Annotated in this window: 22 protein-coding genes; 6 read left to right on the forward strand and 16 right to left on the reverse strand. The window is 75.5% G+C overall.

The features are described 5' to 3' along the window. Positions 1–193: 193 nt before the first annotated feature. Positions 194–901 carry an iron dependent repressor, metal binding and dimerization domain protein gene (locus ACU616_RS18355; RefSeq protein WP_446759853.1) on the reverse strand — a complete coding sequence of 236 codons (708 nt, stop codon included), beginning with the start codon at positions 899–901 and terminating at the stop codon, positions 194–196. A 218-nt stretch (positions 902–1,119) separates the two neighbouring features. On the opposite strand from ACU616_RS18355, the gene ACU616_RS18360 reads away from it, so the two are divergent. Both ACU616_RS18360 and ACU616_RS18365 read left to right on the forward strand, forming a co-directional pair. Continuing rightward, the gene (locus ACU616_RS18360) at positions 1,120–2,301 is read left to right on the forward strand and encodes an acetoin utilization protein AcuC (RefSeq protein WP_446759854.1); all 1,182 of its coding nucleotides are present in this window, start codon (positions 1,120–1,122) and stop codon (positions 2,299–2,301) included. 88 nt (positions 2,302–2,389) lie between these two features. After that, positions 2,390–5,077 (forward strand): bifunctional acetate--CoA ligase family protein/GNAT family N-acetyltransferase, encoded by a 2,688-nt coding sequence (locus tag ACU616_RS18365; RefSeq protein ID WP_446759855.1) that lies wholly within the window; start codon positions 2,390–2,392, stop codon positions 5,075–5,077. A 15-nt stretch (positions 5,078–5,092) separates the two neighbouring features. Here ACU616_RS18365 and ACU616_RS18370 read toward each other — a convergent pair whose 3' ends face one another. The 6 genes from ACU616_RS18370 to ACU616_RS18395 form a co-directional block, all read right to left on the reverse strand. Beyond that, complete coding sequence (locus tag ACU616_RS18370) at positions 5,093–5,737, reverse strand: dihydrofolate reductase family protein (RefSeq protein ID WP_446759856.1); 645 nt, start codon at positions 5,735–5,737, stop codon at positions 5,093–5,095. Between the two features lie 66 nt (positions 5,738–5,803). Then, positions 5,804–6,355 carry a TIGR03086 family metal-binding protein gene (locus tag ACU616_RS18375; RefSeq protein WP_446759857.1) on the reverse strand — a complete coding sequence of 184 codons (552 nt, stop codon included), beginning with the start codon at positions 6,353–6,355 and terminating at the stop codon, positions 5,804–5,806. Positions 6,356–6,463: 108 nt separating this feature from the next. Then, positions 6,464–7,447 (reverse strand): RNA polymerase sigma factor SigB, encoded by a 984-nt coding sequence (sigB, locus tag ACU616_RS18380; RefSeq protein ID WP_446759858.1) that lies wholly within the window; start codon positions 7,445–7,447, stop codon positions 6,464–6,466. A 236-nt stretch (positions 7,448–7,683) separates the two neighbouring features. Beyond that, positions 7,684–8,115: a D-aminoacyl-tRNA deacylase gene (gene dtd, locus ACU616_RS18385; RefSeq protein ID WP_446759859.1), complete on the reverse strand. Its 432-nt coding sequence runs from the start codon at positions 8,113–8,115 to the stop codon at positions 7,684–7,686. A 171-nt stretch (positions 8,116–8,286) separates the two neighbouring features. Then, positions 8,287–9,099: a CPBP family intramembrane glutamic endopeptidase gene (locus ACU616_RS18390; protein WP_446759860.1), complete on the reverse strand. Its 813-nt coding sequence runs from the start codon at positions 9,097–9,099 to the stop codon at positions 8,287–8,289. Continuing rightward, positions 9,096–10,037, reverse strand: coding sequence for an NAD(P)H-binding protein (locus ACU616_RS18395; RefSeq protein WP_446759861.1), 942 nt, complete (start codon positions 10,035–10,037; stop codon positions 9,096–9,098). The genes ACU616_RS18390 and ACU616_RS18395 overlap by 4 nt, the downstream gene beginning before the upstream one ends. Positions 10,038–10,153: 116 nt before the next feature. Between ACU616_RS18395 and ACU616_RS18400 the strand changes: the two genes are divergently transcribed. Both ACU616_RS18400 and ACU616_RS18405 read left to right on the forward strand, forming a co-directional pair. Then, entirely contained in the window at positions 10,154–10,753 is a 600-nt protein-coding gene (locus tag ACU616_RS18400) for an HhH-GPD-type base excision DNA repair protein (protein ID WP_446759862.1), read from the forward strand. A 173-nt stretch (positions 10,754–10,926) separates the two neighbouring features. Then, positions 10,927–11,292, forward strand: coding sequence for a DUF3099 domain-containing protein (locus tag ACU616_RS18405; protein ID WP_446759863.1), 366 nt, complete (start codon positions 10,927–10,929; stop codon positions 11,290–11,292). 6 nt (positions 11,293–11,298) lie between these two features. Here the strand turns inward: ACU616_RS18405 and ACU616_RS18410 are convergent, their stop codons facing one another. Together ACU616_RS18410 and ACU616_RS18415 are read right to left on the reverse strand one after the other, a co-directional pair. Beyond that, complete coding sequence (locus tag ACU616_RS18410) at positions 11,299–12,150, reverse strand: carbohydrate kinase family protein (protein ID WP_446759864.1); 852 nt, start codon at positions 12,148–12,150, stop codon at positions 11,299–11,301. A gap of 23 nt (positions 12,151–12,173) precedes the next feature. Beyond that, complete coding sequence (locus ACU616_RS18415; RefSeq protein WP_446759865.1) at positions 12,174–13,127, reverse strand: pseudouridine-5'-phosphate glycosidase; 954 nt, start codon at positions 13,125–13,127, stop codon at positions 12,174–12,176. 93 nt (positions 13,128–13,220) lie between these two features. Between ACU616_RS18415 and ACU616_RS18420 the strand changes: the two genes are divergently transcribed. Next, complete coding sequence (locus tag ACU616_RS18420) at positions 13,221–13,448, forward strand: DUF3039 domain-containing protein (protein ID WP_446759866.1); 228 nt, start codon at positions 13,221–13,223, stop codon at positions 13,446–13,448. A 91-nt stretch (positions 13,449–13,539) separates the two neighbouring features. On the opposite strand, the gene ACU616_RS18425 is transcribed toward ACU616_RS18420, so the two are convergent. The 6 genes from ACU616_RS18425 to ppgK form a co-directional block, all read right to left on the reverse strand. Then, positions 13,540–14,655, reverse strand: coding sequence for a YihY/virulence factor BrkB family protein (locus tag ACU616_RS18425; RefSeq protein WP_446759867.1), 1,116 nt, complete (start codon positions 14,653–14,655; stop codon positions 13,540–13,542). A gap of 83 nt (positions 14,656–14,738) precedes the next feature. Then, positions 14,739–16,979, reverse strand: coding sequence for a VanW family protein (locus tag ACU616_RS18430; protein ID WP_446759868.1), 2,241 nt, complete (start codon positions 16,977–16,979; stop codon positions 14,739–14,741). A gap of 143 nt (positions 16,980–17,122) precedes the next feature. Next, complete coding sequence (locus tag ACU616_RS18435; protein WP_446759869.1) at positions 17,123–17,347, reverse strand: DUF7455 domain-containing protein; 225 nt, start codon at positions 17,345–17,347, stop codon at positions 17,123–17,125. Between the two features lie 417 nt (positions 17,348–17,764). Continuing rightward, positions 17,765–18,601 (reverse strand): AAA family ATPase, encoded by an 837-nt coding sequence (locus ACU616_RS18440; protein WP_446759870.1) that lies wholly within the window; start codon positions 18,599–18,601, stop codon positions 17,765–17,767. Positions 18,602–18,984: 383 nt separating this feature from the next. After that, complete coding sequence (locus tag ACU616_RS18445) at positions 18,985–20,220, reverse strand: RNA polymerase sigma factor (protein WP_446759871.1); 1,236 nt, start codon at positions 20,218–20,220, stop codon at positions 18,985–18,987. 478 nt (positions 20,221–20,698) lie between these two features. Continuing rightward, positions 20,699–21,451 (reverse strand): polyphosphate--glucose phosphotransferase, encoded by a 753-nt coding sequence (gene ppgK, locus ACU616_RS18450; protein WP_446759872.1) that lies wholly within the window; start codon positions 21,449–21,451, stop codon positions 20,699–20,701. A gap of 51 nt (positions 21,452–21,502) precedes the next feature. Here ppgK and ACU616_RS18455 point away from each other — a divergent pair, with 51 nt between their 5' ends. After that, complete coding sequence (locus ACU616_RS18455; protein ID WP_446759873.1) at positions 21,503–22,309, forward strand: inositol monophosphatase family protein; 807 nt, start codon at positions 21,503–21,505, stop codon at positions 22,307–22,309. 57 nt (positions 22,310–22,366) lie between these two features. Here ACU616_RS18455 and ACU616_RS18460 read toward each other — a convergent pair whose 3' ends face one another. Then, positions 22,367–22,903 carry a LytR C-terminal domain-containing protein gene (locus ACU616_RS18460; protein ID WP_446759874.1) on the reverse strand — a complete coding sequence of 179 codons (537 nt, stop codon included), beginning with the start codon at positions 22,901–22,903 and terminating at the stop codon, positions 22,367–22,369. Between the last annotated feature and the right edge of the window lie 24 nt (positions 22,904–22,927).

Here is a 22,927-nt window from a genome sequence, read left to right on the forward strand (position 1 = left end):
CGGCACTCGGGGTGGCGACCACGAGTGGCGACCACGATACGAAGCGGCGCCCGGCGTCCCGCGCGAGCGGGATGCCGGGCGCCGCCGGGACCGGACCACGGCCGGTCCGCCACCCCCGGGCCGCCACCCCCGGGCTGTTCCGCCCGGGCTGTTCCGCCCGGGCCGCGACTCCCGGGCCGCTACCCCTGGGCCGCTACGCCTGGGCCGCGGCCTCCGCGGGCGTGAGGTCTGCGTCGACGACGGTGACGAACACGTGCTCGGCCACGCCCGCCGGCAGCGGCTGGCCGTCGAGGCTGATCGTGCCGTTGCTGGAGGTGGCCACCACCGTCGCGCCGGGCCGCAGCCCGCGGTCGGCCAGGGATCGCAGCAGGCCGGCGTCCTCCTGGAGCTGCTCGCTGATCCGCCGGATGGTGACCCGGCGGCCCTCGGCGGTCGCCGAGGTGGACAGCAGCGTCAGCGAGTCGAGCACCGCGGAGGTCTCGCCCCCGAGCGCGCTCAGGCCGGGGATCGGGTTGCCGAACGGGGAGACGCTGGGGTGGCCGAGCAGGGTCAGCAGCTTGCGCTCGACCGCCTCGCTCATCACGTGCTCCCAGCGGCAGGCCTCCTCGTGCACGTCGGCGTAGTCCAGGCCGATGACGTCGACGAGCAGGCACTCGGCCAGCCGGTGCTTGCGCATGACCGCGGTGGCCAGCTGGCGCCCCTGCTCCGACAGCTGCAGGTGGCGGTCGCCCTCGACGGTCAGCAGGCCGTCGCGCTCCATGCGGGCCACGGTCTGGCTGACCGTCGGGCCGCTCTGGTGCAGCCGCTCGGCGATCCGTGCCCGCAGGGGCACGATCCCCTCCTCCTCCAGCTCGAAGATCGTGCGGAGGTACATCTCGGTGGTGTCGATGAGGTCGTTCACTGGCACTCCTCCGTGTCGGGCCCGATCCTACGGCCCGCCGGTCGCCCGCCCGGTCGCGCGCCGACGCCCGCGGACGCCCGTGGACGGCGCAGCGGCGGGGCACCGGCGGTAGCGTCCCGGCGGAGGGGCCCGGCCGTGCTCGGCGGGCCTCCCGCTCCCAGTCCCGCGGCTCCGGCCGGCGGGGACGACCGGGACGGCGACGGCGACAGGAGGAGCTCGTGAGCGACGCGGTGACCGTCGTCTGGGACGACGCGCTCCTCGGCTACACGATGGGCGGCGACCACCCGCTGCACCCCGTGCGGCTGGACCTGACCATGCGACTGGCCGAGAGCCTCGGCGTGCTGGCGCCGAACCGGGTGGAGGTGGTGAAGCCGACACCCGCCGGACCGGACCTGCTGACCCTCTGCCACGACCCCGACTACCTCGAGGCGGTGCGGCGGGCGCCCACCGACCCCGACGTCGGCCACGGCCTGCACACGGCGGACAACCCCGTCTTCGAGGGCATGTACGACGCGGCGGCGCTCATCGCCGGCGGCAGCGTGCAGGCCGCCGAGCTCGTGCACAGCGGCCGGGCGCAGCACGCGGTCAACATCTCCGGCGGCCTGCACCACGCCATGCGCGACCGCGCGTCGGGCTTCTGCGTCTTCAACGACGCCGCCATCGCCATCTGCTGGCTGCTGGCGCAGGGGTACGAGCGGATCGCCTACGTCGACCTCGACGTGCACCACGGCGACGGCGTGCAGACCGCTTTCTACGACGACCCCCGCGTGCTGACCGTCAGCATCCACCAGACGCCGCTGACCCTGTTCCCGGGCACCGGCTTCCCCGAGGAGACCGGCGACCCCGACACGGCGCTCGGCAGCGCGGTGAACCTCGCGCTGCCCAACGGCACCGACGACTCCGGCTGGCTGCGCGCCTTCCACGCCGTCGTCCCGAGCGTCCTGCGCGCCTTCTCCCCGCAGATCCTGGTCACCCAGTGCGGCTGCGACGCCCACCACGAGGACCCCCTCGCCGATCTCGGGCTCACCATCGACGGGCAGCGGGCCAGCTACCGGGCCGTGCACGACCTCGCGCACGAGATCTGCGACGGCCGCTGGATCGCCCTCGGCGGCGGCGGCTACGGGCTGGTGCGCTGCGTGCCGCGCGCCTGGACGCACCTGCTGGCCGAGGCGTCCGGCGAGCGGCTGGACCCGGTGACGGCGATCCCGCAGTCGTGGCGCGACGACGTCGTCGCACGCGGGCTGCGCGCCCGGCCGCCGACGCACATGACCGAGGGCGGCTACACCGGCTTCTCGGCGTGGGACCCGTTCACCGAGACGCGGGTCGACCGCGCCGTCATGCGCACCCGCCGCGCGTCGTTCCCCTACTTCGGCCTCGACCCGGACGACCCCCGTGACTGAACGAGGACCCCACGGCCCCCCACCACTCGCAGGCTCGCGGCGGGACCCTGCAGGGGGGCCGCCCGCGCCCCTGGCGGTCCCGCCGCCGGTGGTCGAGGAGCAGGACCTGCCGCCGCGGCCACCGGCCCACTGGGAGGCCGACATCATCGCCGCCGACGGCGGCACGGTGCACCTGCGCCCGATCTGCCCGGAGGACGCCGACGGCCTGGTCGGGCTCATGGAGCGCAGCTCCGACCAGACCCGCTACTACCGGTTCTTCGGGCCGATGAAGCGGCTCTCGGAGAAGGACCTGCACCGCTTCACCCATGTCGACCACGCCGACCGGGTGGCCTTCGTGCTGCTGCTGGGCGACCAGCTGATCGGCGTGGGCCGCTACGACCGCTACCCCGACACCACCGACGCCGAGATCGCCTTCCTCGTCGAGGACGCCCACCAGGGCCGCGGCCTGGGCTCGGTGCTGCTCGAGCACCTGGCCGCGGCCGCCCGCGAGCGCGGCCTCACCCGGTTCGTCGCCGAGGTCCTGACCCAGAACGCCCGGATGGTCCGGGTGTTCCTCGACGCCGGGTACCAGGCCAGCCGCTCCTACGAGGAGGGCGTGGTCCACCTGACCTTCCCCATCGCGCCCACCGAGACCTCCCTCGCCGTGGCCTACGAGCGCGAGCAGCGCAGCGAGTCCCGCTCGATCGCCCGGCTGCTCACCCCCTCCTCGGTCGCGGTGGTCGGCGCGAGCAACGACGAGTCGAAGATCGGCAGCGTCGTCCTCCGCAACCTGCTCGGCTACGGCTTCGACGGGCCGGTCTACCCGGTCAACCCCGGCGTCCGGCACGTCCGCGGGGTGCCCGCCTACGCCTCCATCGAGGCCATCCCCGACGACGTCGACCTCGCGGTGCTCGCCGTGCCCGCCGACGAGGTCGCCGGGGTCGTGGAGTCCTGCCGGCGCAAGCGGGTGCGGGGGCTGGTCGTCATCTCCGGCGGGTTCGGCGAGACCGGCCCGGCCGGCCGCGAGGCCGAGCGGCGGCTGGTGGCCTCCGCCCGGGCCTCGGGGATGCGGGTGGTGGGGCCCAACTGCCTCGGCATCGTCAACACCGACCCGGCCATCCGGCTCGACGCCAGCCTCGCGCCGATGGTGCCCGGGCGCGGCCGGGTCGGGTTCTTCGCGCAGTCCGGCGCCCTGGGCGTGGCGCTGCTCGAACGGGCGCACACCCGCAACATCGGCCTGTCGAGCTTCGTCTCGGCGGGCAACCGCGCCGACGTCAGCGGCAACGACCTGCTGCAGTTCTGGGCCACCGACCCGGGCACCGAGGTGGTGCTGCTGCACCTGGAGAGCTTCGGCAACCCGCGCAAGTTCGCCCGGCTGGCCCGCACGGTGGCCCGCACCAAGCCGGTGGTGGCGGTCAAGAGCGGCCGGCACGGCGGGCTGACCCCCGGCCTGGCCGGCACGTCGGTGGCCGTGCCGGAGCAGTCGGTGGCCGCGCTGTTCACCTCGGCCGGCGTCATCCGCGTCGACACCGTGGCGCAGCTGTTCGAGGTCGGCATGCTGCTGGCCCACCAGCCGCTGCCGACCGGCGACCGGGTCGCCGTCGTCGGCAACTCCACGGCTCTCGGCGTGCTCGTCGCCGACGCCGTCCTCGACGAGGGGCTGACCCTCGCCCACGAGGCGCCGGTCGACATCGGCAGCACCGGCAGCCCCGAGGCCTTCCGCGCCGCGCTCCAGGCGGCCGTGGCCGACGACGCGGTCGACGCCGTCGTCGCGGTCTTCCTGCCGCCGCTGGTGCGCACCCCCGAGGAGTACGGCCGGGCGCTGCGCGACGTGTCGGTGGGCTCGGAGAAGCCGGTCGTGGCGACCTTCCTCTCCGCCGACGGCTTCCTGCCGGAGCTGACGGTGCCCGACGCGGCCGGCATGCCCGACCGCGGCTCCGTGCCGTCCTACACCACCCCGGAACGGGCGGTCATCGCGCTGGCCCGGGTGGCCGAGTACGCCCGCTGGCGGCGCCGGCCGGTGGGCACCGTGCCGGAGCTGCCCGACGTCGACGGGGAGCGCGCGCGGTCGGTGGTCCGCGGCGCCCTGGCCGAGACGCCGGCCGGGCGGCAGCTCACCGACGGCGAGGTGCTGGCGCTGCTCGGCGCCTACGGCGTCCCCCTGCTGGGCACCCGCCTGGCCACCACCGCCGAGGAGGCCGTCGCCGCCGCCGACGCGATCGGCTACCCGGTGGTGCTCAAGTCGACGGCGCCGTGGCTGCGGCACCGCACCGACCTCGGCGGCGTGCGGCTCGACCTCGGCGACGCCGCCGCCGTCCGCGCCGCCTTCGCCGCCATCCCGGCCGGCGACCCGGTGATCGTGCAGGAGATGGCGGCACCGGGCGTGCCCACCGTCGTCGAGGTCGTCGACGACCCGTCCTTCGGCGCGCTGGTCAGCTTCGGCGTCGGCGGGGTGGCCACCGAGCTGCTGGGCGACCGCGCCTACCGCACCCTGCCGCTCACCGACCTCGACGCCGCCGAGCTGGTGCGCGCGCCGCGCGCCTGGCCGCTGCTCGACGGCTGGCGGGGGTCCGAGCCGGTCGACGTCGCCGCGCTGGAGGACCTGCTGCTGCGGGTGGCCCGCCTGGCCGACGACCTGCCCGAGGTGCTGGGCCTGACGCTGTCACCGGTGATCGTCGGCCCGGCCACACCGTGGCACGGCGGCCGCTCCCTGGTCGTGGCCGGGGGCACCGTGCGCATCGGCCCGCCCACCGCCCGCGTCGAGCCCGGCCCCCGGCGGATGCGCGACCTCTACTGAGCCCCGCGGCCCGGCTCAGCGCCGCCAGAACAGGTGGTGGGTGACGCCGCTCGGGCTCGGGACGACCTCGCAGTGGAAGCGGTCGAGCAGCTCGTCGGGCGACGTCCACAGCTGCGTGCCGGCGCCCAGCTCGAGCGGTGCGACGGCGACGTGCAGCGTGTCGACGAGGTCGGCGTCGAGGAACTCCCGGATCACGGAGGCGCCGCCCCCGAGCCGGACGTCGGCACCGCCGGCCGCCGCGCGGGCCTGCTCCAGCACCGTCGCGGGGTCGGCGTCGACGAAGTGGAACGTCGTGTCCGAGAGCGTGAACGAGGGGCGCACGTGGTGGGTCATCACGAAGACCGGCGTGTGGAACGGCGGCTCGTCGCCCCACCAGCCCTGCCACTCGTGGTCCTGCCAGGGGCCACGGTGGGGTGAGAACTTGTTCCGGCCCATGATCTCGGCGCCGATGCCGTGCGCGAAGTCACGGGTGAAGTAGTCGTCCAGGCCGCGGCTGCCGCCCGGACGGGTGCGGTTCGGGAAGCTGGCCGTGGCGAGGGCCCAGGCCATGAGCGTGCCGGGATCGGCGTGCCCGAACGGCCGCTCCAGGCTCTGGCCCTCGCCCGCGCCGTACCCGTCGCTCGAGACGGTGAAGTTCTGCACCCGCAACAGCTGGCCCACGGTTCCTCCTCGGTGTCGACGACGGGCTGACCGCCGCCGGCAGCCGAACTCATCGGCGCGACCGGGTCAGGGCCTCCGGCCGGTGAAGGCCAGCAGCCGGGTCTGCTCGTCGGCGTCGTCGGGGACGGGGACGCGGGGGCCGTAGTACCCGCTGCTGCGCAGGGCGGCGTCCCACGGCTCGATGCCGGCGAGGAAGGCCGACGCCTCCTCGCGGTCCAGCGTCTCGTCCTGGCCGGTGGCGCGGGCGAGGTCGCAGGTGTGCACCAGCAGGTCCATCAGGCCGGTCATCGCCACGAGGGCCTCGAGCGTCATGTCCCCGGCGCGGGTGCTGGTGGGGCGGCCGGCGACGTCGGGGTCGGCGAGCAGCGCGCGGATCGCCTCGTCGACGGCGTGCCACGCACCGGCCGGGTCGGTGTCGGCCGAGGGGGCCGTGGGCACCGGGAGGCCCACGGCCGGGAAGTAGAGCGACGGCATCCACTCCGCCGGGTGCCGGACGACGTCGCGCGCCGCCCAGCCCTCGCACGGCGCCGGGTCGTCCCAGCGGCCGTCCGGGACGCCGTCGACGCGCCGTCCGAACCCGTCGGCGAGGTGTCGCCACCGCTGCGCCGTCGTCGCCACCGCATCCTCCTCAACCGATCGGTTGATAACGAGCATGATCCGGTGGAGGAGCCCTGTCAACGCCGAGAGCCGGCTCCCCACAGGGGAGCCGGCTCTCGGGGGGAGCTGCTAGGCCAGGTAGTCGCGCAGGGCGTCGGCGCGCTGCGGGTCGCGCAGCTTGGCCATCGTCTCGCGCTCGATCTGGCGGACCCGCTCGCGGGAGAGACCGAACTGCTTGCCGATCTGCTCCAGCGTCCGGGGCTGGCCGCCGTCGAGGCCGAAGCGCAGCACGACCACGTCGCGCTCGCGGTCCTCCAGCGTGGAGAGGACGTTGCGGACGTCGCCCTTCATCATCTGGAAGGCGACGGCGTCCTCGGCCACCGCGGCGTCGGCGTCCTCGATGAAGTCACCGAGGCGGGACTCCTCGTCGGCACCGACGGTCTGGTCGAGGGAGACCAGGTCGCGGGAGTACTCGAGCAGCTCGGTCACCCGCTCCGGCGTCATGTCCAGCTCGAGGCCGAGCTCCTCGGCGGTGGGCTCGCGCTCGAGCTCCTGGTGCACCCGCCGGCGCGTCCGCACGACCTTGTTGACCTGCTCGGCCAGGTGCACGGGCAGCCGGATGGTGCGGCCGGAGTCGGCCATCGCGCGGGTGATCGCCTGGCGGATCCACCACGTCGCGTAGGTCGAGAACTTGAAGCCCTTGGTGTAGTCGAACTTCTCGACGGCGCGGATGAGGCCGACGTTGCCCTCCTGGATCAGGTCCAGGAACGTCATGCCGTGCCCGGTGTAGCGCTTGGCCACCGAGACGACCAGGCGCAGGTTGGCCTCGAGCAGGTGCCGCTTGGCGGCCTTGCCGTCGGCGGCCAGGGCCTTGTAGTCGCGCGCCACGGCCGGGGTGAGCTGCCGCTCGGCGAGCAGCCGCTCGGCGTAGAGGCCGGCCTCGATCCGCTTGGCCAGCTCGACCTCCTGCTCGGCGGTCAGCAGCGCGGTCTTGCCGATGGTGTTGAGGTACACGCGCACCAGGTCGGTCGACACCAGACCACTGGTGTCCGGCTCGCGGCGCGGCGAGCGGACCTCGAGGGCGTCACTGGGGGAAGACTGGAGGAGCGTCACGATCTGTCTTCGTCCTTGCCTGTGGTTCGGATGCACCCGCCGGTCGGCGACGGGGTCCATCCGCGTCGGGGATGGGGCCCCGGTGTCCGGCGGGGCCCCGCGCTGTGGTCCGTTGTGGTCCGTTCTGTTACGCCCTGTCCAACGGTCCGGACGTGGGTGCTGTTCCGCGTACCACCGATTGCCAGGCAATGCACAGACGGTGTGTTCGGTCACCTTCGGTACCCGTTCCGTCGCGGTCATACCTCCAGGAGCAAGGTCATCGGTCCGTCGTTGACCGAGGCCACCTGCATGCGGGCCCCGAACACCCCGGTGGCCACGCTGCTGCCCCGGCGGCGCAGCTCGGCGACGACCTCCTCGACCAGGGGTTCGGCGACCTCCCCGGGCGCGGCGTCGGACCAGGAGGGACGGCGGCCCTTGCGCGTGTCGGCGTAGAGCGTGAACTGGCTCACCACCAGCACCGGCAGCCCGAGGTCGCCGGCCGAGCGGGCGCCGTCCTCGGTGGGGAACACCCGGAGCTCGTGCACCTTCCGGGCCAGCGCCCGCGCGCGGGCGGCGTCGTCGTCCCGGCCGGCGCCCACCAGCGCCAGCAGCCCGCGGCCGACCTCCCCGACGACGGCACCCTCGACGGTGACCGAGGCCGAGGCCACCCTGCTCACCACCGCCCGCACGGGGTCATCCTGCGCCGTCCCCCACGCCTCCACCCGGCACGGGCGGACGGTTCCGGACCGGGGGCCACCGGGCCGGTCCCGTGGGCCGGTCCCGTGGGCCGGGACGACGGCCCGGACGCCACCGGCCGGCGCGAGCCGCACCGCTCCGGAGCGTGCGGCCGGTCGTGCGGCTCAGCCGGGCGGGGCGGCGCCAGGAGTGAGCCCGGCTCCGGTACCCGGGCCCGGCCGCGGGACCCGGGGACCGCTGGGTCCGGGCCGGTCGGTGAACAGCGGGGGCAGGTGGCGCAGCATGAGCACCGACCAGACCAGGTGGGTCAGGACCGGTGCCTGGATGCCGCCGGTGGCCTGCCGCTGCAGCCCGAAGAGCAGGCCCATCGCGATGCTGGCCAGCACCAGCGCCGGGTTGCGCGTGGCGGTCGTGGCCAGGCCGTAGACGGCGGTCGACTTCAGCACCGGCCGGTCGACGCCGATCGCGGCGTACAGCGCGCCGCGGAAGAAGACCTCCTCGGCCACGCCGTTGGCCAGCGTCGTCGTCAGCACCAGCGGGACCGACCCCTGGTGGGCGTAGCGGAGCACCGACGTGATCGCCCGGTCGAAGACCGGGATCCGCCGGGCGACCAGCGCGGCGCCGTAGAACGCGCCGAAGGCGCCCGCGCCCGTGAGGACCGGGGTGGTCACCGGACGGCGCAGCGCGCTGTCCCTGGCGAAGGTCCACCCCAGGTGCAGCGGCCCGGAGGCCAGCCCGCCGGCCACCCAGGTGCCGGCGACGGCCAGCGTCAGGCCGTAGAACCGCGGCGAGCCCGGGGGCTGGGACAGCGAGACGCCCAGCAGGGTCGCGCCGGTCACCGCGGTGCCGGCGGTGATCCGGCGACGGCGGCGGAAGGCGGCGTCGGACTCGCGGTGGTCGCGGGGCACCCGCTCGACCAGCGCCCGCTGCAGCCGGCGGCCCGCGGTGCCGTGCAGCCCCTGCCGCGCCGCGGTCACCGGCGGGCTCCGCGGCTGAGCCACCCGGCCCGCCGTCCGCGGCCCCGTCGCCGGTGCTCGCGGGCCCGCTCGACGAGCGCCTCGAGCACCATCCGGTCGTAGTCCATCGGCTCGAAGGGCACCACCGACCGGATCGAGTCGTCGGTGACGACCACCTCGTTGGCCATCGAGTCGATGAGCGAGCGGCCGGTCGCGACGTCGACGTCGGTCACCAGCGCCAGCCAGCGGGAGGACAGCCGCGGGGTGAGGAGGGGCACCGGGACGACGAAGAGGTGCCGGTTCTGGATGAGGGCGACGCGGGTGAGCATGTCGAGGTAGGACAGGACCTCGGGGCCGCCGACCTCGTAGACCCGGCCCGCGGCCTCCGGGGCCCGCTGCACGCCCACGAGGTACCGGACGACGTCGGTGACCGCGATCGGCTGGGTGCGGGTGCGCACCCAGCGCGGGGTGACCATCGCCGGCAGGTGGGCCACCAGCTGGCGGGTCAGCTCCCAGGAGACCCCGCCGTGGCCGACGACGATGCCGGCGCGCAGCACGGTCACCGGCACACCGGTCTCGCCCAGCAGCCGCTCGACCTGACGGCGGCTGCGCAGGTGCGGGGAGAGGGTGTCGCTGTCGTGGCCCAGGCCGCCCAGGTAGACGATCCGCCCGGTCCCCGTCCCGGCCGCCGCCCGTGCGAAGGCCCGGGCCGCCGCGGCGTCCTTCCTCTCGAAGTCGCGGTCGGCGAGCGAGTGCACCAGGTAGTACGCCGCCTCGCAGCCGTCCAGGGCCGCGTGCAGCGAGCCCTCGTCGCCGACGTCGCCGGCGACCGGGGTGCCCGCCCCGCGGTAGCTCCCCGGGTGCCGGGTCATCGCCCGCACGTCGTGGCCCTCCGCGACCAGCGCGGTGGCCAGCCGGCTGCCGACGAAGCCCGACGCCCCCGTCACCAGGATCCTCACCGGCCGAGCGTGACCCGATCGTGCACGAGGCGCCACCTCGCCGCCGGCGCACCCACGGGCAGCGCCCCACCCCGGGACGGGGTCCGCCCCGGGTGGCGCTGCGGCACACTGCCGACGTGCCGACGCTGCGCATCACCCAGGACGACGCCGCCGACGACCTGCTGGGCCGCGACCCCCTCGCGCTGGTGCTCGGCATGCTGTTCGACCAGCAGTTCCCGATGGAGCGGGCCTTCGCCGGGCCGTGCCTGCTGGCCGGGCGCATGGGCCTGGACCCGGCGACCGACGCCCTGTCCGCGGCCGCCCTCGCCGACGCCGACCCCGACGCGCTGCTCGCCTGGTTCCAGGGGCCGCCGGCGGTGCACCGCTACCCGGGGTCGATGGCCGCCCGCACGCAGGCGCTGTGCCGGCTGCTGGTCGAGCGCTACGACGGCCGCGCCGACCGGTTGTGGGACGGCGTCCCCGACGGCGCCACGCTGCTGCGCCGCATCGGCGAGCTGCCCGGCTTCGGGGCGCAGAAGGCGAAGATCCTCGTCGCCCTGCTCGGCAAGCAGTACGGCGTGACCCCGCCGGGCTGGCGGGAGGCGGCCGGCTCCTACGGCGAGGAGGGGTCGCGCCGGTCGGTCGCCGACATCACCGGGCCGGAGTCGCTGGCCGAGGTGCGGGCCGCGAAGCAGGAGGCCAAGCGGGTGGCGAGGGCCGCCGGGGCGGGACGCTGACCTCTCCCTCCCCCGGTACCGGATCGTCCGCGGAGGCCCCTGCGGCGACCCCGTACGAGTGGCACGATGGAAGTCGGACCGGGAGATGCCGGGTTGCGCGTCACCGGATGGCGCGCAACCGGCCGACCGCAGGCGACACCGTGCCGTCTCTGCCCCGGCCCGCGGAGGGAAGGGTGCTCGTGGCCTCGAGCCAGCAGTCCGCGCGACCCCGCAAGGCCGAGCCGGTGCTCATCACCCAGGCCGAACCGAGCCTGGCCGAGCAGCACGCGGCCCGGAAGAAGCGGTACGTGCTGACCATGGCCGTCCGTGGCATCAGCCTGGTGCTGGCCGCGGTGTTCTACCAGACCGTGTGGCTGATGATCATCTTCGCCGTCCTCGGCACGGTGCTGCCCTGGATCGCCGTCGTGATGGCCAACGACCGGCCCCCCAAGAAGAAGCTCGACGCCCACCGCTACGTCGCGCCGCGGCCCGACCGCATCCTGGAGGACCCGGCCGCCCGCCGGCGGGTCATCGACGGCGGCACCGTCATCGACGGCTGACCGCGCTCACCGGGCCCCGGGCCGGCCCACCACGGTGGCCGCCCGGGCCAATCCCGCCTCCAGCGCGTCCCCCAGAGGACCCCCGGCCAGCCACACCGACAGCAGCCCCGCGGTGAACGCGTCCCCGGCGCCGGTGGTGTCGACGACGTCGGCCGGGCGCGCCGGCCGGTGCACCACCGTCGTCCCGGCCGCCCACAGGGCGCCGTCCGCGCCGAGCGTGACCGCCACCGCCCGGTGCCGGCCGGCCAGCGCCCGCGCGGCCGCTCCCACGTCGGCGCACCCCGACAGCAGCCGGGCCTCGTCGGCGTTGGGCAGCACCAGGTCGACGCCGGCGGTGTCGGCCAGCCACCGGTCGACGCCGTGCGCGCGCAGCGGCCCGGTCGAGGCCGGGTCGACCGACACGGTGCACCCGGCGGCGCGGGCCGCGGCCAGTGCCGCCAGCCCGGCGGTCCGGGGCCGCTCGTGCAGCAGCGTGTAGCCCGACACGTGCAGGTGCTCGCCCGGTCCGGGCGCGGGGACGTCGCCCGCGCGGAGGTCGAGGTTGGCGCCGCGGTCGGCCAGCATGCTCCGCTGCCCGCCGGGCTCGACCAGGCTCACGATCGTGCCGCTGGCGGCTCCGGGGACGGTGCGCACCGCCGTCCGCACCCCGGCGGCGTCCAGCTCGGCCACCAGCGCGGTGCCGGCCGCGTCGTCCCCGACGCAGCCGGCCAGCACGACCGGCACCCCGAGGGCGGCCAGGTGGGCGGCCACGTTGGCGCCTGCCCCGCCGCCGCGGGTGCGGATGGTCGCCGGCCGGTCCGAGCCGGGCGCCGGCTCCCCGGAGGGCACGACGACGACGTCGGTGGCCAGGTCGCCCACGACGACCACCGGCCGCGCGGCGTTCAGCGCCCCTGCCCGGCCAGCGCGGCGGCGATGCGACCGGCCAGCTCGGCGTTGCGCAGCACCAGCCGCACGTTGACCGCCAGTGTCGCGCCCTCACTGGCCCGGTGCAGGTGGTCGAGCACGAACGGGGTGACCGCCTTGCCGCGCACCCCGGCCTCCTCGGCCGCGGCCAGCGCGTCGGTGATCACCCGGTCGTGCAGCTGCGGGTCGAGCTGCTCGCCGGCGGGCAGCGGGTTGGCGACGACGACCGCGCCGGGCGCGAGCTCCCGGCGGGCGGCCAGCACCGCGGCGGCCTGCTCGGGGGAGTCGACCGACCAGTCGACCGGGGAGCCGGAGTCGGCCACGTAGAAGCCGGGGAAGGTCCGGGTGCGGTAGCCGACGACGGTGACCGACAGGCTCTCCAGCCGCTCGAGCGTGGCCGGGACGTCGAGGATGGACTTCACGCCGGCGCAGACGACGGCCAGCGAGGTGCGCGACAGGGCGGTCAGGTCGGCCGACTCGTCGAAGGTGTCGGCCGACTGCCGGTGGACGCCGCCCAGCCCGCCGGTGGCGAAGACGCCGATCCCGGCCGCGGCGGCCAGCCGCGCGGTGCTCGAGACGGTGGTGGCGCCGGACAGGCCCAGCGCCGCGGCCACCGGCAGGTCGCGGACGCCGAGCTTGGCCAGGTCGGGGTCGGCGCAGACCCGGTCGACCTGCGCGGGCGTCAGCCCCACGTGCGGCACGCCGTCGAGCACCGCGATGGTGGCCGGCACGGCGCCACCGGACCGGACGGCGGCCTCGACGTCGTCGGCGGCCGCGCGGTTGTCCGGGCGGGGGAGGCCGTGGGCGAGCAGCGTGCTCTCGAGCGCGACGACGGGTCGCCCCGCGGCCAGCGCGCCGGCGACCTCGGGGGAGAGGGTCAGCGGCGGCGTCGCGGCACGGCGGCCGGTGGCGGGGGAGGGATCGGCGGACACCCTGCCATCATGGTCGGTGGGCGGGCCGCGCCCGGTTCCTCCCCCGGTGCCGGGCGGCTCGCCGGGAGCCGCCGTCCGACCCTGGGAGAGCCCGTGAGCGACACCGACCTGCTCGAGAAGCCCGACGTCCGCGAGGGCGACACCGGCAACTCCGACGAGGTCTTCCACTACGTCAGGAAGAACAAGATCGCCGAGAGCGCCGTCATGGGGACGCTGGTCGAGGCACTGTGCGGCGAGGTCTTCCCGGTGACCAAGAGCCCCAAGCCCGGCAGCCCGGTCTGCCCGGCCTGCAAGGAGGTCTACGAGTCCCTGAAGAAGTAGCAGGACCCCCGTGCCCCCACCCTTCGCAGGCTCAGGGCGGGGCCCTGCACGGGGGCCGGTCCCGGGGACCCCGGGCCGACGAAGGGCGCCCTCACCGGAGGCCCAGGCGCTTGGCCTCGGCGTCGAGTTCGGCGGCGCGGCGGCGCTGCGCGCGGCGGGTGTGCCGGCGCAGCGGCGCCGGCCAGCGCTCTTGGACGGTGGCGTTGAGCTCGGCGCCGAGCAGCACCGACATCCCGAAGAAGAACAGGAACAGCAGCGCCGCGATCGGGGTGGCGAGCGCCCCGTAGGGCAGCGCGGCGACCAGGATGTCGGAGACGTAGAGCCGCAGCACCGTGGCGGCGACCACGAAGAAGGCGACGGCGAGCAGCGTGCCGGGCAGGTGCCGGTGCCAGGGCAGCCGCCGGGGCAGGATCACGTGGTAGAAGCTCGTGAGCGCCAGCACCAGGCCCACGACGACCAGCGGCACGTACACCGCGTTGATCAGCACCGTGGCGGTGCCCTGCCAGTCCTGCGGCAGCACCGCGACGAGCAGGCCGGGCCCGAGCACGAGCAGCGGCAGCATGAGCACCGCGAGCACCAGGCCCACGACGAACAGCCCCAGCGCCATCAGGCGGGTGCGGATCGGGCCGCGGACGTCGCGCTGGTCGTAGGCGATGACGATCGTGTTCATGAACGTCGCCGTCGCCGACGACCCGGCCCACAGGGTCAGCAGGAAGCCCAGGCTGACGACGTCGAGGCGTCCGGAGGTCAGGATGTCGCTGAGGGTGGGCCGCACCAGCGAGTCGACGACGTCGGCGGTGAGCACCTGGCTCGAGGCGTTCACCAGGGTGTCCTCGACCGTCCGCACCGAGCCGGCGCCGATCCAGTCACCCAGGAAGCCCAGCGACCCCAGCAGGGCGATGAGCAGCGGCGGCACCGAGAGGATCTGCCAGAACGCCGCCTCGCCCGACAGTCCGAGGATGCGGTCCTGCCACGCCTTGGCCACGGTGCGGCCCAGCACCTGCAGCGGCACCCGGACGACGGCCGGCCAGTGGTCGAGCCGGCCCGCCTGCGGGAGGTCGGCGCGCGAGGCACCCGAGGCGGGCAGCGCCGTCACGGACGCGTCGGCGTCGTCGACCCGGCCGTCGTCGACCCGGCCGTCGTCGACCCGGCCGTCGTCGGCCGTCCCGCCGGTGCGGGGCGGTCCGCCGGCCCGCACGCTGCTCACCTGCGCCAGTGTGCACGCCCGGACCGGGTGCCCGCCGGGCCGGCGGCGATCCGGCGCGGGCGCGTCACCCCCGCGGGCGGGCCTCAGCGGGTGCGGCGGGGGTGCGGCCGGCGTCCCGGGGCGGACGGCGCCGCCGGCGGGGCCGTGCTCTCCGGCGCGGGAGCCGGTGCGGCCGGGTCGGGCTGCGGCGCGACGCAGCGGATGACCGCCTCGGCGGCGTAGGAGGTGTCGAACGCCTCCCGCCGGACCTCCGCACCGGACTGCAGGTCGCGGAACACCCGGGTCACGGTGACGTCGAAGCCCTGCGCGCCGCCCTGCGGGATGCAGTTGCCGTCGTCGGCCTTCTCCTGGACCGCGGGCTGGCGGACGTTGCGCCGCGCCCCCTCGATCGCCTCGACCTCGTAGTACCGGGTCCCGTAGAAGGTGACCGTGATGGACCCGCCGGAGGCCGCCGGCGTCCACGAGGTGTCCACGTAGATGCCGGTGTCGGTGTCGTTGCGCCACTGCAGGTCGATCTGGCCCTCGTAGACCGTCGCCTCCCGGCCGGCCGGGTAGCGGCTGATGTAGAAGCTGTGCGGCTTGTGGTAGACGTCCTCGAGGCCGGCGAAGAAGACCGCGTTGAACATCGTCGTGGCGAACTGGCTGATCCCGCCGCCGACGGCGGTCGAGAGCTCTCCGCCGCTGATGACGTTGGCCGGCACGTAGCCCTGGGCCGTGCCCCGCGGGCCGGTGTGGGTGTTGAGGCTGAAGGTCTCGCCCGGCAGCACCAGGGCGCCGTCGACCTCCTCGGCCACGACGCGGATGTTGGTCCCGCTGGCGCTGTTGCCGGTGCTGGTCGTGAACGAGCTGACCTCCTCGCGGATGCCCAGCGCCTGGGCCTCCTCGGTGGTCAGCTCCGCCGGGACCGCACCGAGCTGCGCGACCACCGTGCGCGGCGCGGGGTCGGGGAGCACGTCGAGCAGCTGGGTGGACAGGGCCTGGGGGTCGACGCCGGTGCCGTCGACCGACGGGACGACCGTGACGGCGCCGCCGCTGATCTCGAAGCGCGCGTCCTCGGCGGGGGTGCCGAAGGCGGTGAAGCCCTCGCCCATCGCCGTCTGCAGCGCGGCCGGGTCGACGGCGACGGTCAGCTCGCCGCTGTCCTCGGGGGTGAAGGTGAGCGAGGCGGCGATCGCCTCGGCCGGGATCTCCACCGAGGTGGCGCCGTCCTGGCTGGTCACCGTGACCGGGGCGGCCAGCGCCGGGGTGACCGTCTCGTCGAGGACCCGCTGCGCCTCCTCGGTGGCGACGCGGACCGGGACGACGTCGACCGGCAGCTCGATCGGCGTCTCCGGGTCCCCGCCCGCGGCCAGCGCGTCGGTGATCGCCTCGGCGGCGCCCTCGCGGTCCAGGGTCCGCCCGTCCACCGGCTCCACCAGGCTGGGCGTGGTGCCCGCGAGGGCGACCGTGGCGTCGACCGGGACCCGGTCGACCTGCGTGGCGATCGTGTCGACCTGGGCGGTCAGCGCGGTGTCCTCGCCGGTGATGACCGGGGCCACGGCGCGCTCGCCGAACAGCGAGGCGAGGCGCGTCCAGGGGGCGAGCGGCTGGTCGTCGGCGGCGTCGACCGTGCGCTCGACGTCGAGGGTGATGCCGGCGGTCGCCGGGGAGAGCGTCGCCTCGACGTCGTCGGCGACGACGACGTGGTCGGCGGTCACCCGCGGCGCCAGCTGCTCCTCGAGGCGCTGCGCGGCGGCCGCGGGGGACAGCCCGCCGATGTCGACGCCGGCCACCACGGTGTTGCGGGGCACGCCATCCCCGGCGACGAGCAGGTCGACGCCGTAGGCGGCACCGAGCAGGGCGACCAGCCCCACCGGGGCCAGCACGGCGGGACGGCGCCACCAGGGTCGGCGGGACGCACTCCCGGCGGCGGGCGGACCGGCCGGGCCGTCGCCGGAGCCGTACTCCGAGCCGTCGTCGGAGCCGTCGACGGGGCCGTCGACGGGGCCGGTGTCGGTCGCGGGATCGGCGCCCGCGGGGACCGCTGCGGCCGGCGGCGCGGCCGGGACGGGGTCGCCGAGGACGACGGTGTCGTGGACCGGGTCGGCGGGCGCGGGGACGGCGTCCGCCGAGGGGGTCGGCGCGGGTGCGGCGGTCCGCGGTGCCGCGCGCGGAGGCGGCGCGTCGGGGCCGAGCGGGCCGCGGTCGCGGGGGACCGGGCGCGTGTCGTCGGAGAGCCCGCCGTCCTCGGCGGGCGCCGGCGTGTCGGCGGTGGGGACGGCGCCGCGGGTGGCCTCGGGGGAGGGGGCCTCGGCGGTGTCGTGGGGTGCTGGGGACTGCGGCATCGGGGGGTCCTCCGGTCGCCGTCGACCGGGAGACCCCGGGAACGACGGAGCCGCCGGCCCCCCGTCCACCTCAGGTGGGACGGGAGTGCCGGCGGCGGCGTCGGGTGAGGGCTTCATCGCTGACCGCGACGATAGCGCCTCTCTCAGTGAGCGAGGCGCTCCTCGCCGTCGGTCTCGATGATGTCGACGGCGATGTCGCGGAGCTTGCCCTCGTACTCACGGGCGTGGTGCCCGCAGAAGACGAGGTCGCTGCCGCTGGCGAGCACGACACGCACCTTGGCCAGTGCGCCGCACCGGTCGCAGTGGAAGGGCACGACCAGGTCGTCGGCGGCGGGGGTCGTCGTCAGCGTCTGGGTCATCTGGGTCATCACTCGCTCTCTACCGCACGGACCCGCGGCTGCGGATCGGCCTCCTGCACAGCGCCAGGATGGACCCCTGTGTTCCCGTTGCTCCGGTCACTGCGGCGGACTCGCCCGGGGTTGGTGAGCCGGTGACCGCTGGGACTGGCGGGATCAGCAGGGACGTCACTGGTGGTGCCGGTCTGTCTCGGTGGTGCTGGTCGTTCCGTTCGCCGGGTGGCTTCCGGCCGTGGGTCCGCTGCTGTTCTCGACGTCCTCCACGCTACGCCGTCTACCCGGCCACTGCCGTCGTACACCGCCCGGGCCGCTCCGGAGGGTGAGATCGTGACCTCCCCGCGACCGGAGCGACACTCGATCGCCACGACGGCGCCCCGCACCGACCCGGTCGGGACCCGACCGGCGATCGGCCGGACGGCGGCGAGCTGGTCAGGCCCGGCCCGCGGCCGGCACCGGAGGCACCGCGATCTGCGGTGGATCCTCGTGCTGGACCTCCTCGCCGGCCCGGGTGCCGACGGCCGGTCCGCGGGGGACGCCGGCGGCCGCGTACGCCTCGTCCTCGTCCTCGTCCTCGTCCTCGTCCTCGGTCTCGGCCTCGAGCAGCCGGGCGGCGAGCGCGTCGAGCTGCACCCGGTGTCCGCGCAGGACCTCGACGGCCTCGGCGGAGCACCGCTCGACCAGGCGCCGGACCTCCTCGTCGACGAGCGGCCGGGTGCCCGGCGAGGCGGTCTCCTCATCGAACGGCGTCTCCTGCCGGGGCGCGGGCAGCACCGTCACCGGGCCGACGGTGGCGTCCAGAGCGTCCTGCAGGTCGGGCGGCCGCACCTGCTCCCGCTCGCGTCGCGCGGCGAGCAGGGCGGCCTCGTCGAGCAGGTCGGCCAGGTCGGCACCGACCATGCCGGGGTGCTGGCCGCGACCGTCTCGGGGTCGACGTCCGGGGCGAGGGGAGGTCGCGGGCGTGCACCTCGAGAATCGCCCGCCGGCCGGCGAGGCCGGGTGGGCTGACGGTGACCCGGCGGTCGAACCGGCCCGCCGCAGGAGCGCGGGGTCGGGGACCTCCGGGCGGTTCGTGGCGGCCGGCACGACGACACCCTCGCTGCCGGTGAACCCGTCCATCTCGGTGAGGACCTGGTTGAGCGTCTGCTCGCGCTCGTCGTGGCCACCGAGGGACTGCCCGCCGCCGCGGGCACGGCCGATGGCGTCGAGCTCGTCGATGACGACGATCGCCGGCGCCACCTGCTCGGCCTGGTCGAACAGGTCGCGCACGCCAGCAGGGTCTTGCCGATCCCGGGGGACCCGACAGGAGCACCCCGCGGGGGACTGGTGGAGAACGAGGAGGAGACCGGTGTCAGCGGCGCAGGGGCCAGCGCCTGCTGCGAGACGAGCACGGTGACGACCGGCAGGACGACGGCCAGCAGCAGCCACCAGCTGCGGCGGGGACCCGGGCGGGACCCGACCGACCGGTGCCGCAGGCCCTCGAACGGGTCGGCGTCACGTGTCCCACCCCGCTGCGGACGGTGGGGGCTGCCCGCCCGTGGGTCTGACCCGCCACCCCGGGGGAACGCGCGACCGCCCCCGACCCGCGCAGGTGGGTCGGGGGCGGTCGTGACGCGCTGGGGCGGCCTCCGCGCCGGGGGCGAGGAGGTCCCTCAGTCGAGGTAGTCGCGCAGGACCTGCGACCGGCTGGGGTGGCGCAGCTTCGACATCGTCTTGGACTCGATCTGCCGGATCCGCTCCCGGGTGACCCCGTAGACCTGGCCGATCTCGTCGAGCGTGCGCGGCTGGCCGTCGGTGAGACCGAACCGCAGCCGGACGACGCCGGCCTCCCGCTCCGACAGGGTCTGCAGCACGCTGGTCAGCTGGTCCTGCATGAGGGTGAAGCTGACCGCGTCGACGGCCACGACCGCCTCGGAGTCCTCGATGAAGTCACCGAGCTGGCTGTCGCCCTCGTCGCCGATGGTCTGGTCGAGGCTGATGGGCTCCCGGGCGTACTGCTGGATCTCCAGCACCTTGTCCGGGGTGATGTCCATCTCCTTGGCGAGCTCCTCCGGGGTGGGCTCGCGCCCGAGGTCCTGGAGCAGCTCGCGCTGGATGCGGCCGAGCTTGTTGATGACCTCGACCATGTGCACCGGGATGCGGATGGTGCGGGCCTGGTCGGCCATGGCGCGGGTGATCGCCTGCCGGATCCACCAGGTGGCGTAGGTGGAGAACTTGTAGCCCTTGGTGTAGTCGAACTTCTCCACCGCGCGGATCAGGCCGAGGTTGCCCTCCTGGATGAGATCCAGGAACGCCATGCCGCGGCCGGTGTAGCGCTTGGCGAGGGAGACCACCAGGCGCAGGTTGGCCTCCAGCAGGTGGTTCTTGGCGCGCTCGCCGTCGCGGACGATCCAGTTGAGGTCGCGGCGCATCTGCGGGGAGAGCTTGATGCCCTCCTCCTCGGCCTGGCGCAGCCGCTCGGCGCCGTAGAGCCCGGCCTCGATGCGCTTGGCGAGGTCGACCTCCTCCTCGGCGTTGAGCAGCGCGACCTTGCCGATCTGCTTGAGGTAGGCGCGGACGGAGTCGGCCGAGGCGGTGAGCTCGGCGTCCTTGCGGGCCTGTCGCAGCGCCTCGGACTCCTCCTCGTCGTCCCACTCGAAGTCGCCGCCCTCGGTGCCCTCCTCGGCGGCGGCGGCCTCGGGGGCCTCGGCGCCGTCGGGACCGGCGACGACGGTCTCGTCGAGCGTCAGGCCCTCGGCACCGGCGTCGACCACGGCGACGGCGGAGTCCTCGGAGGCGACGGCGGTCAGCACGGTGCCCTCGCCGGTGCCGGGGGAGGGGGCGATGCTCGGCTTGGTGCGGGCGCCCTTGGCCGGGGCCTTCTTGCGCACCGGCTTCGCGGCGGACACATCGGAGGCGACCCCGACGGGGGCGCTGGTCCGGGAGGCCCGGGGACCGGCGGCGACCGTCCTGGAGCGGGGGGTGCTCGCTCCGGCGGTGTCCGGTGCTGACTTGTCGGCGGGCACTCAGGTTCCTTCCCGTGCTCGGTGCGTTCCCCGGGAGCGGGTGGAGCTCCCGGGTAGCGGTCCCGGCCGTGACCGTGGAGCGAGGAGGGCCGCCGGAGCGGCGCGGTGTTTGACCGCGGCGCGGGCGGGGGATTACTCCCGGCTGGCTGGCGACGGGCTGGGGCTCCTCCATTGTAGCGACGGAGCGCGGTGTGACCACCGTCCCCGACGGTCCTGCTCGCCCGGAGGGGGCCCTACACCACCCCAGGTCAACCGGTCACTCCGAGGGGTCACCACGCTCCGGGTGACAGGACCAGCCGCGCCGGCCCCTCTGCAGGGGCCCGGGCCGAGCGTGCGAGGCCTGGGGGGCAGAGGGGTCCTTCTAGTGGTCGATGCGCTCGGCGGCGGTCAGGGCGGCCCCGACGATGCCCGCGTCGTTCTGCAGCTGTGCCGGGACCACCGGGGTGCGCGTCGTCAGCAGCGGCACCCACTTGTGCGCCTTCTTGCTCACGCCGCCGCCGACGATGATCAGGTCCGGCCACAGCCCGTTCTCGAGGACGTCGAGGTAGCGGTCGACGCGCTTGGCCCAGTGCGGGTAGCTGAGTTCCTCGCGGTCCTTGGCGGCGGCCGAGGCCTTCTTCTCACCGTCGTGGCCGTCGACCTGGATGTGGCCGAACTCGGTGTTGGGCACCAGGTGCCCGTCGACGAACAGCGCGCTGCCGATGCCGGTGCCGAAGGTCAGCATGAGGACGACGCCCCGCGTGTCGCGGCCGGCGCCGTAGCGCATCTCGGCCAGCCCGGCGGCGTCGGCGTCGTTGATCGTCTCCACGGTGCCGGGGACCAGCGCGGTCATCCCGGCGTCGACGTCGGTGCCGATCCAGGCCTTGTCCATGTTGGCCGCGGTGTGCGCGACCCCCTTCTTCATGACACCGGGGTAGGTGACGCCGATCCGGCCGGTCCAGCCGAAGGAGTCGACGATCCCGGCGACCACCGCGTAGACGGCCTCCGGGGTCGACGGCTGCGGCGTCTCCACCCGCAGCCGCTCGCCCACCAGCTCGCCCTGCGCGAGGTCGACCAGGCACCCCTTGATGCCGCTGCCACCGATGTCCACGCCGAAGCCCTGCACGGCGGTCACCCTAGTGACCCACGCCGCACGGCGGTCGGGCGCTGGGGCAGGATCGCCCGCGTGAGTGCGCCCTCGCCCGCCGAGCTGCTCGACCTCGCCGTCGCCACCGCCCGGGAGGCGGCGGAGCTGGTCACCCGGGAGCGCGGGTCGGCGGCCGCCCGGGTCGACGTCAAGTCCAGCCCCACCGACGTCGTCACCGCGGTCGACACCGCCAGCGAACGGCTCATCACCGCCCGGCTGCTGCAGGCGCGTCCCGACGACGGCCTGCTCGGCGAGGAGGGCGCCGACCGCACGGGCGGCAGCGGGGTGCGCTGGGTCGTCGACCCGATCGACGGCACGGTCAACTTCCTCTACGGGCTGCGCGGCTACGCCGTCTCGATCGCCGCCCAGGTCGACGGCACCACCGTCGCCGGTGCGGTGCTCGACGTGCCCACCGGGGAGCTGTTCACCGCCACGGCCGGCGGCGGTGCGCACCTCTCCACGCCGGCCGAGCCGGGGCCGGTGCGCCTGACGGGCAACCGGCCGGACTCCCTCGGGCAGACCCTGGTGGCCACCGGCTTCGGCTACCGGGTGGAGCAGCGCCGCGCCCAGGGCGCCGTGGTCGCCGAGCTGCTGCCCGAGGTGCGCGACATCCGCCGCCACGGCTGCGCCTCGCTCGACCTGTGCGCGGCCGCGGCCGGGCGGGTGGACGCCTACTACGAGCTCGACCTCAAGCCCTGGGACCACGCCGCCGGCGCCCTGGTCGCCGCCGAGGCGGGCCTGGTGGTCACCGGACTGCCCGGCCGGCCGTTCGCCGAGCCGATGGCCGTCGCCGTCCCCGAGACGGTGGCCGAGCCGTTCCTCGCCCTCCTCGCCCGCCTCCACTGAGCCCTCGCCGTAGCGGCCCGCCGCGAGCCTGCGAGCGGTGGGGGGCAGCGGGGTCCGTCAACAGGCGGCCTCGGCGCTGGCGATGGGGGTGAGGGTCGCCGCGACCTCCTCGGAGGAGGCCAGCCGGTCGAACTCCGGCCCGATCACCAGGTCGACCTGCGCGGTGGCGCGGGTGTCGAGCTGGTCGCCGGCGCCGGGGAGGAACAGCGCCAGGTAGGCCGCCGCGTCGGCGCCGCGGGGGCCGTGGCGGATCTCGCCGGGCCCGGTGACCTCACGGTCGGTGGGGTCGTTGGCGACCTCGTCCACCACGAAGCCGCGGGCCTGCAGCTCCGAGGCCACCGTCTGCGCCAGCCCGGCGGTGTCGGTGGCGTTGTAGACGCGCACCGACAGCGTCGAGGGGTCCAGGGACGGCGGCGCCCCGGCGGCGGTCGCGCAGGCGGCCTCGGTGGCGTCCTCGCGGGCACCGGCGTCGGCCAGCACCTTCCACCACACCCCCAGCGCGACGAGGGCGAGCACGAGCAGGAAGACCAGCGGCGGCACCGGGCGCCGGTCCCGCCGGGGACGCGCCGGGGGGCTGTCGGTGCTCGCGCTCACGGTCGTCCTCCTCGGCGGGGACCC

This window comes from Geodermatophilus sp. URMC 62, from assembly GCF_052931475.1.

Excerpts from the sequence above, each read along its gene's own strand:
- ACU616_RS18430 (WP_446759868.1), bottom strand. The coding sequence starts at position 16,979 with ATGCCGCAGTCCCCAGCACCCCACGACACCGCCGAGGCCCCCTCCCCC.
- ACU616_RS18435 (WP_446759869.1), bottom strand. The coding sequence starts at position 17,347 with ATGACCCAGATGACCCAGACGCTGACGACGACCCCCGCCGCCGACGAC.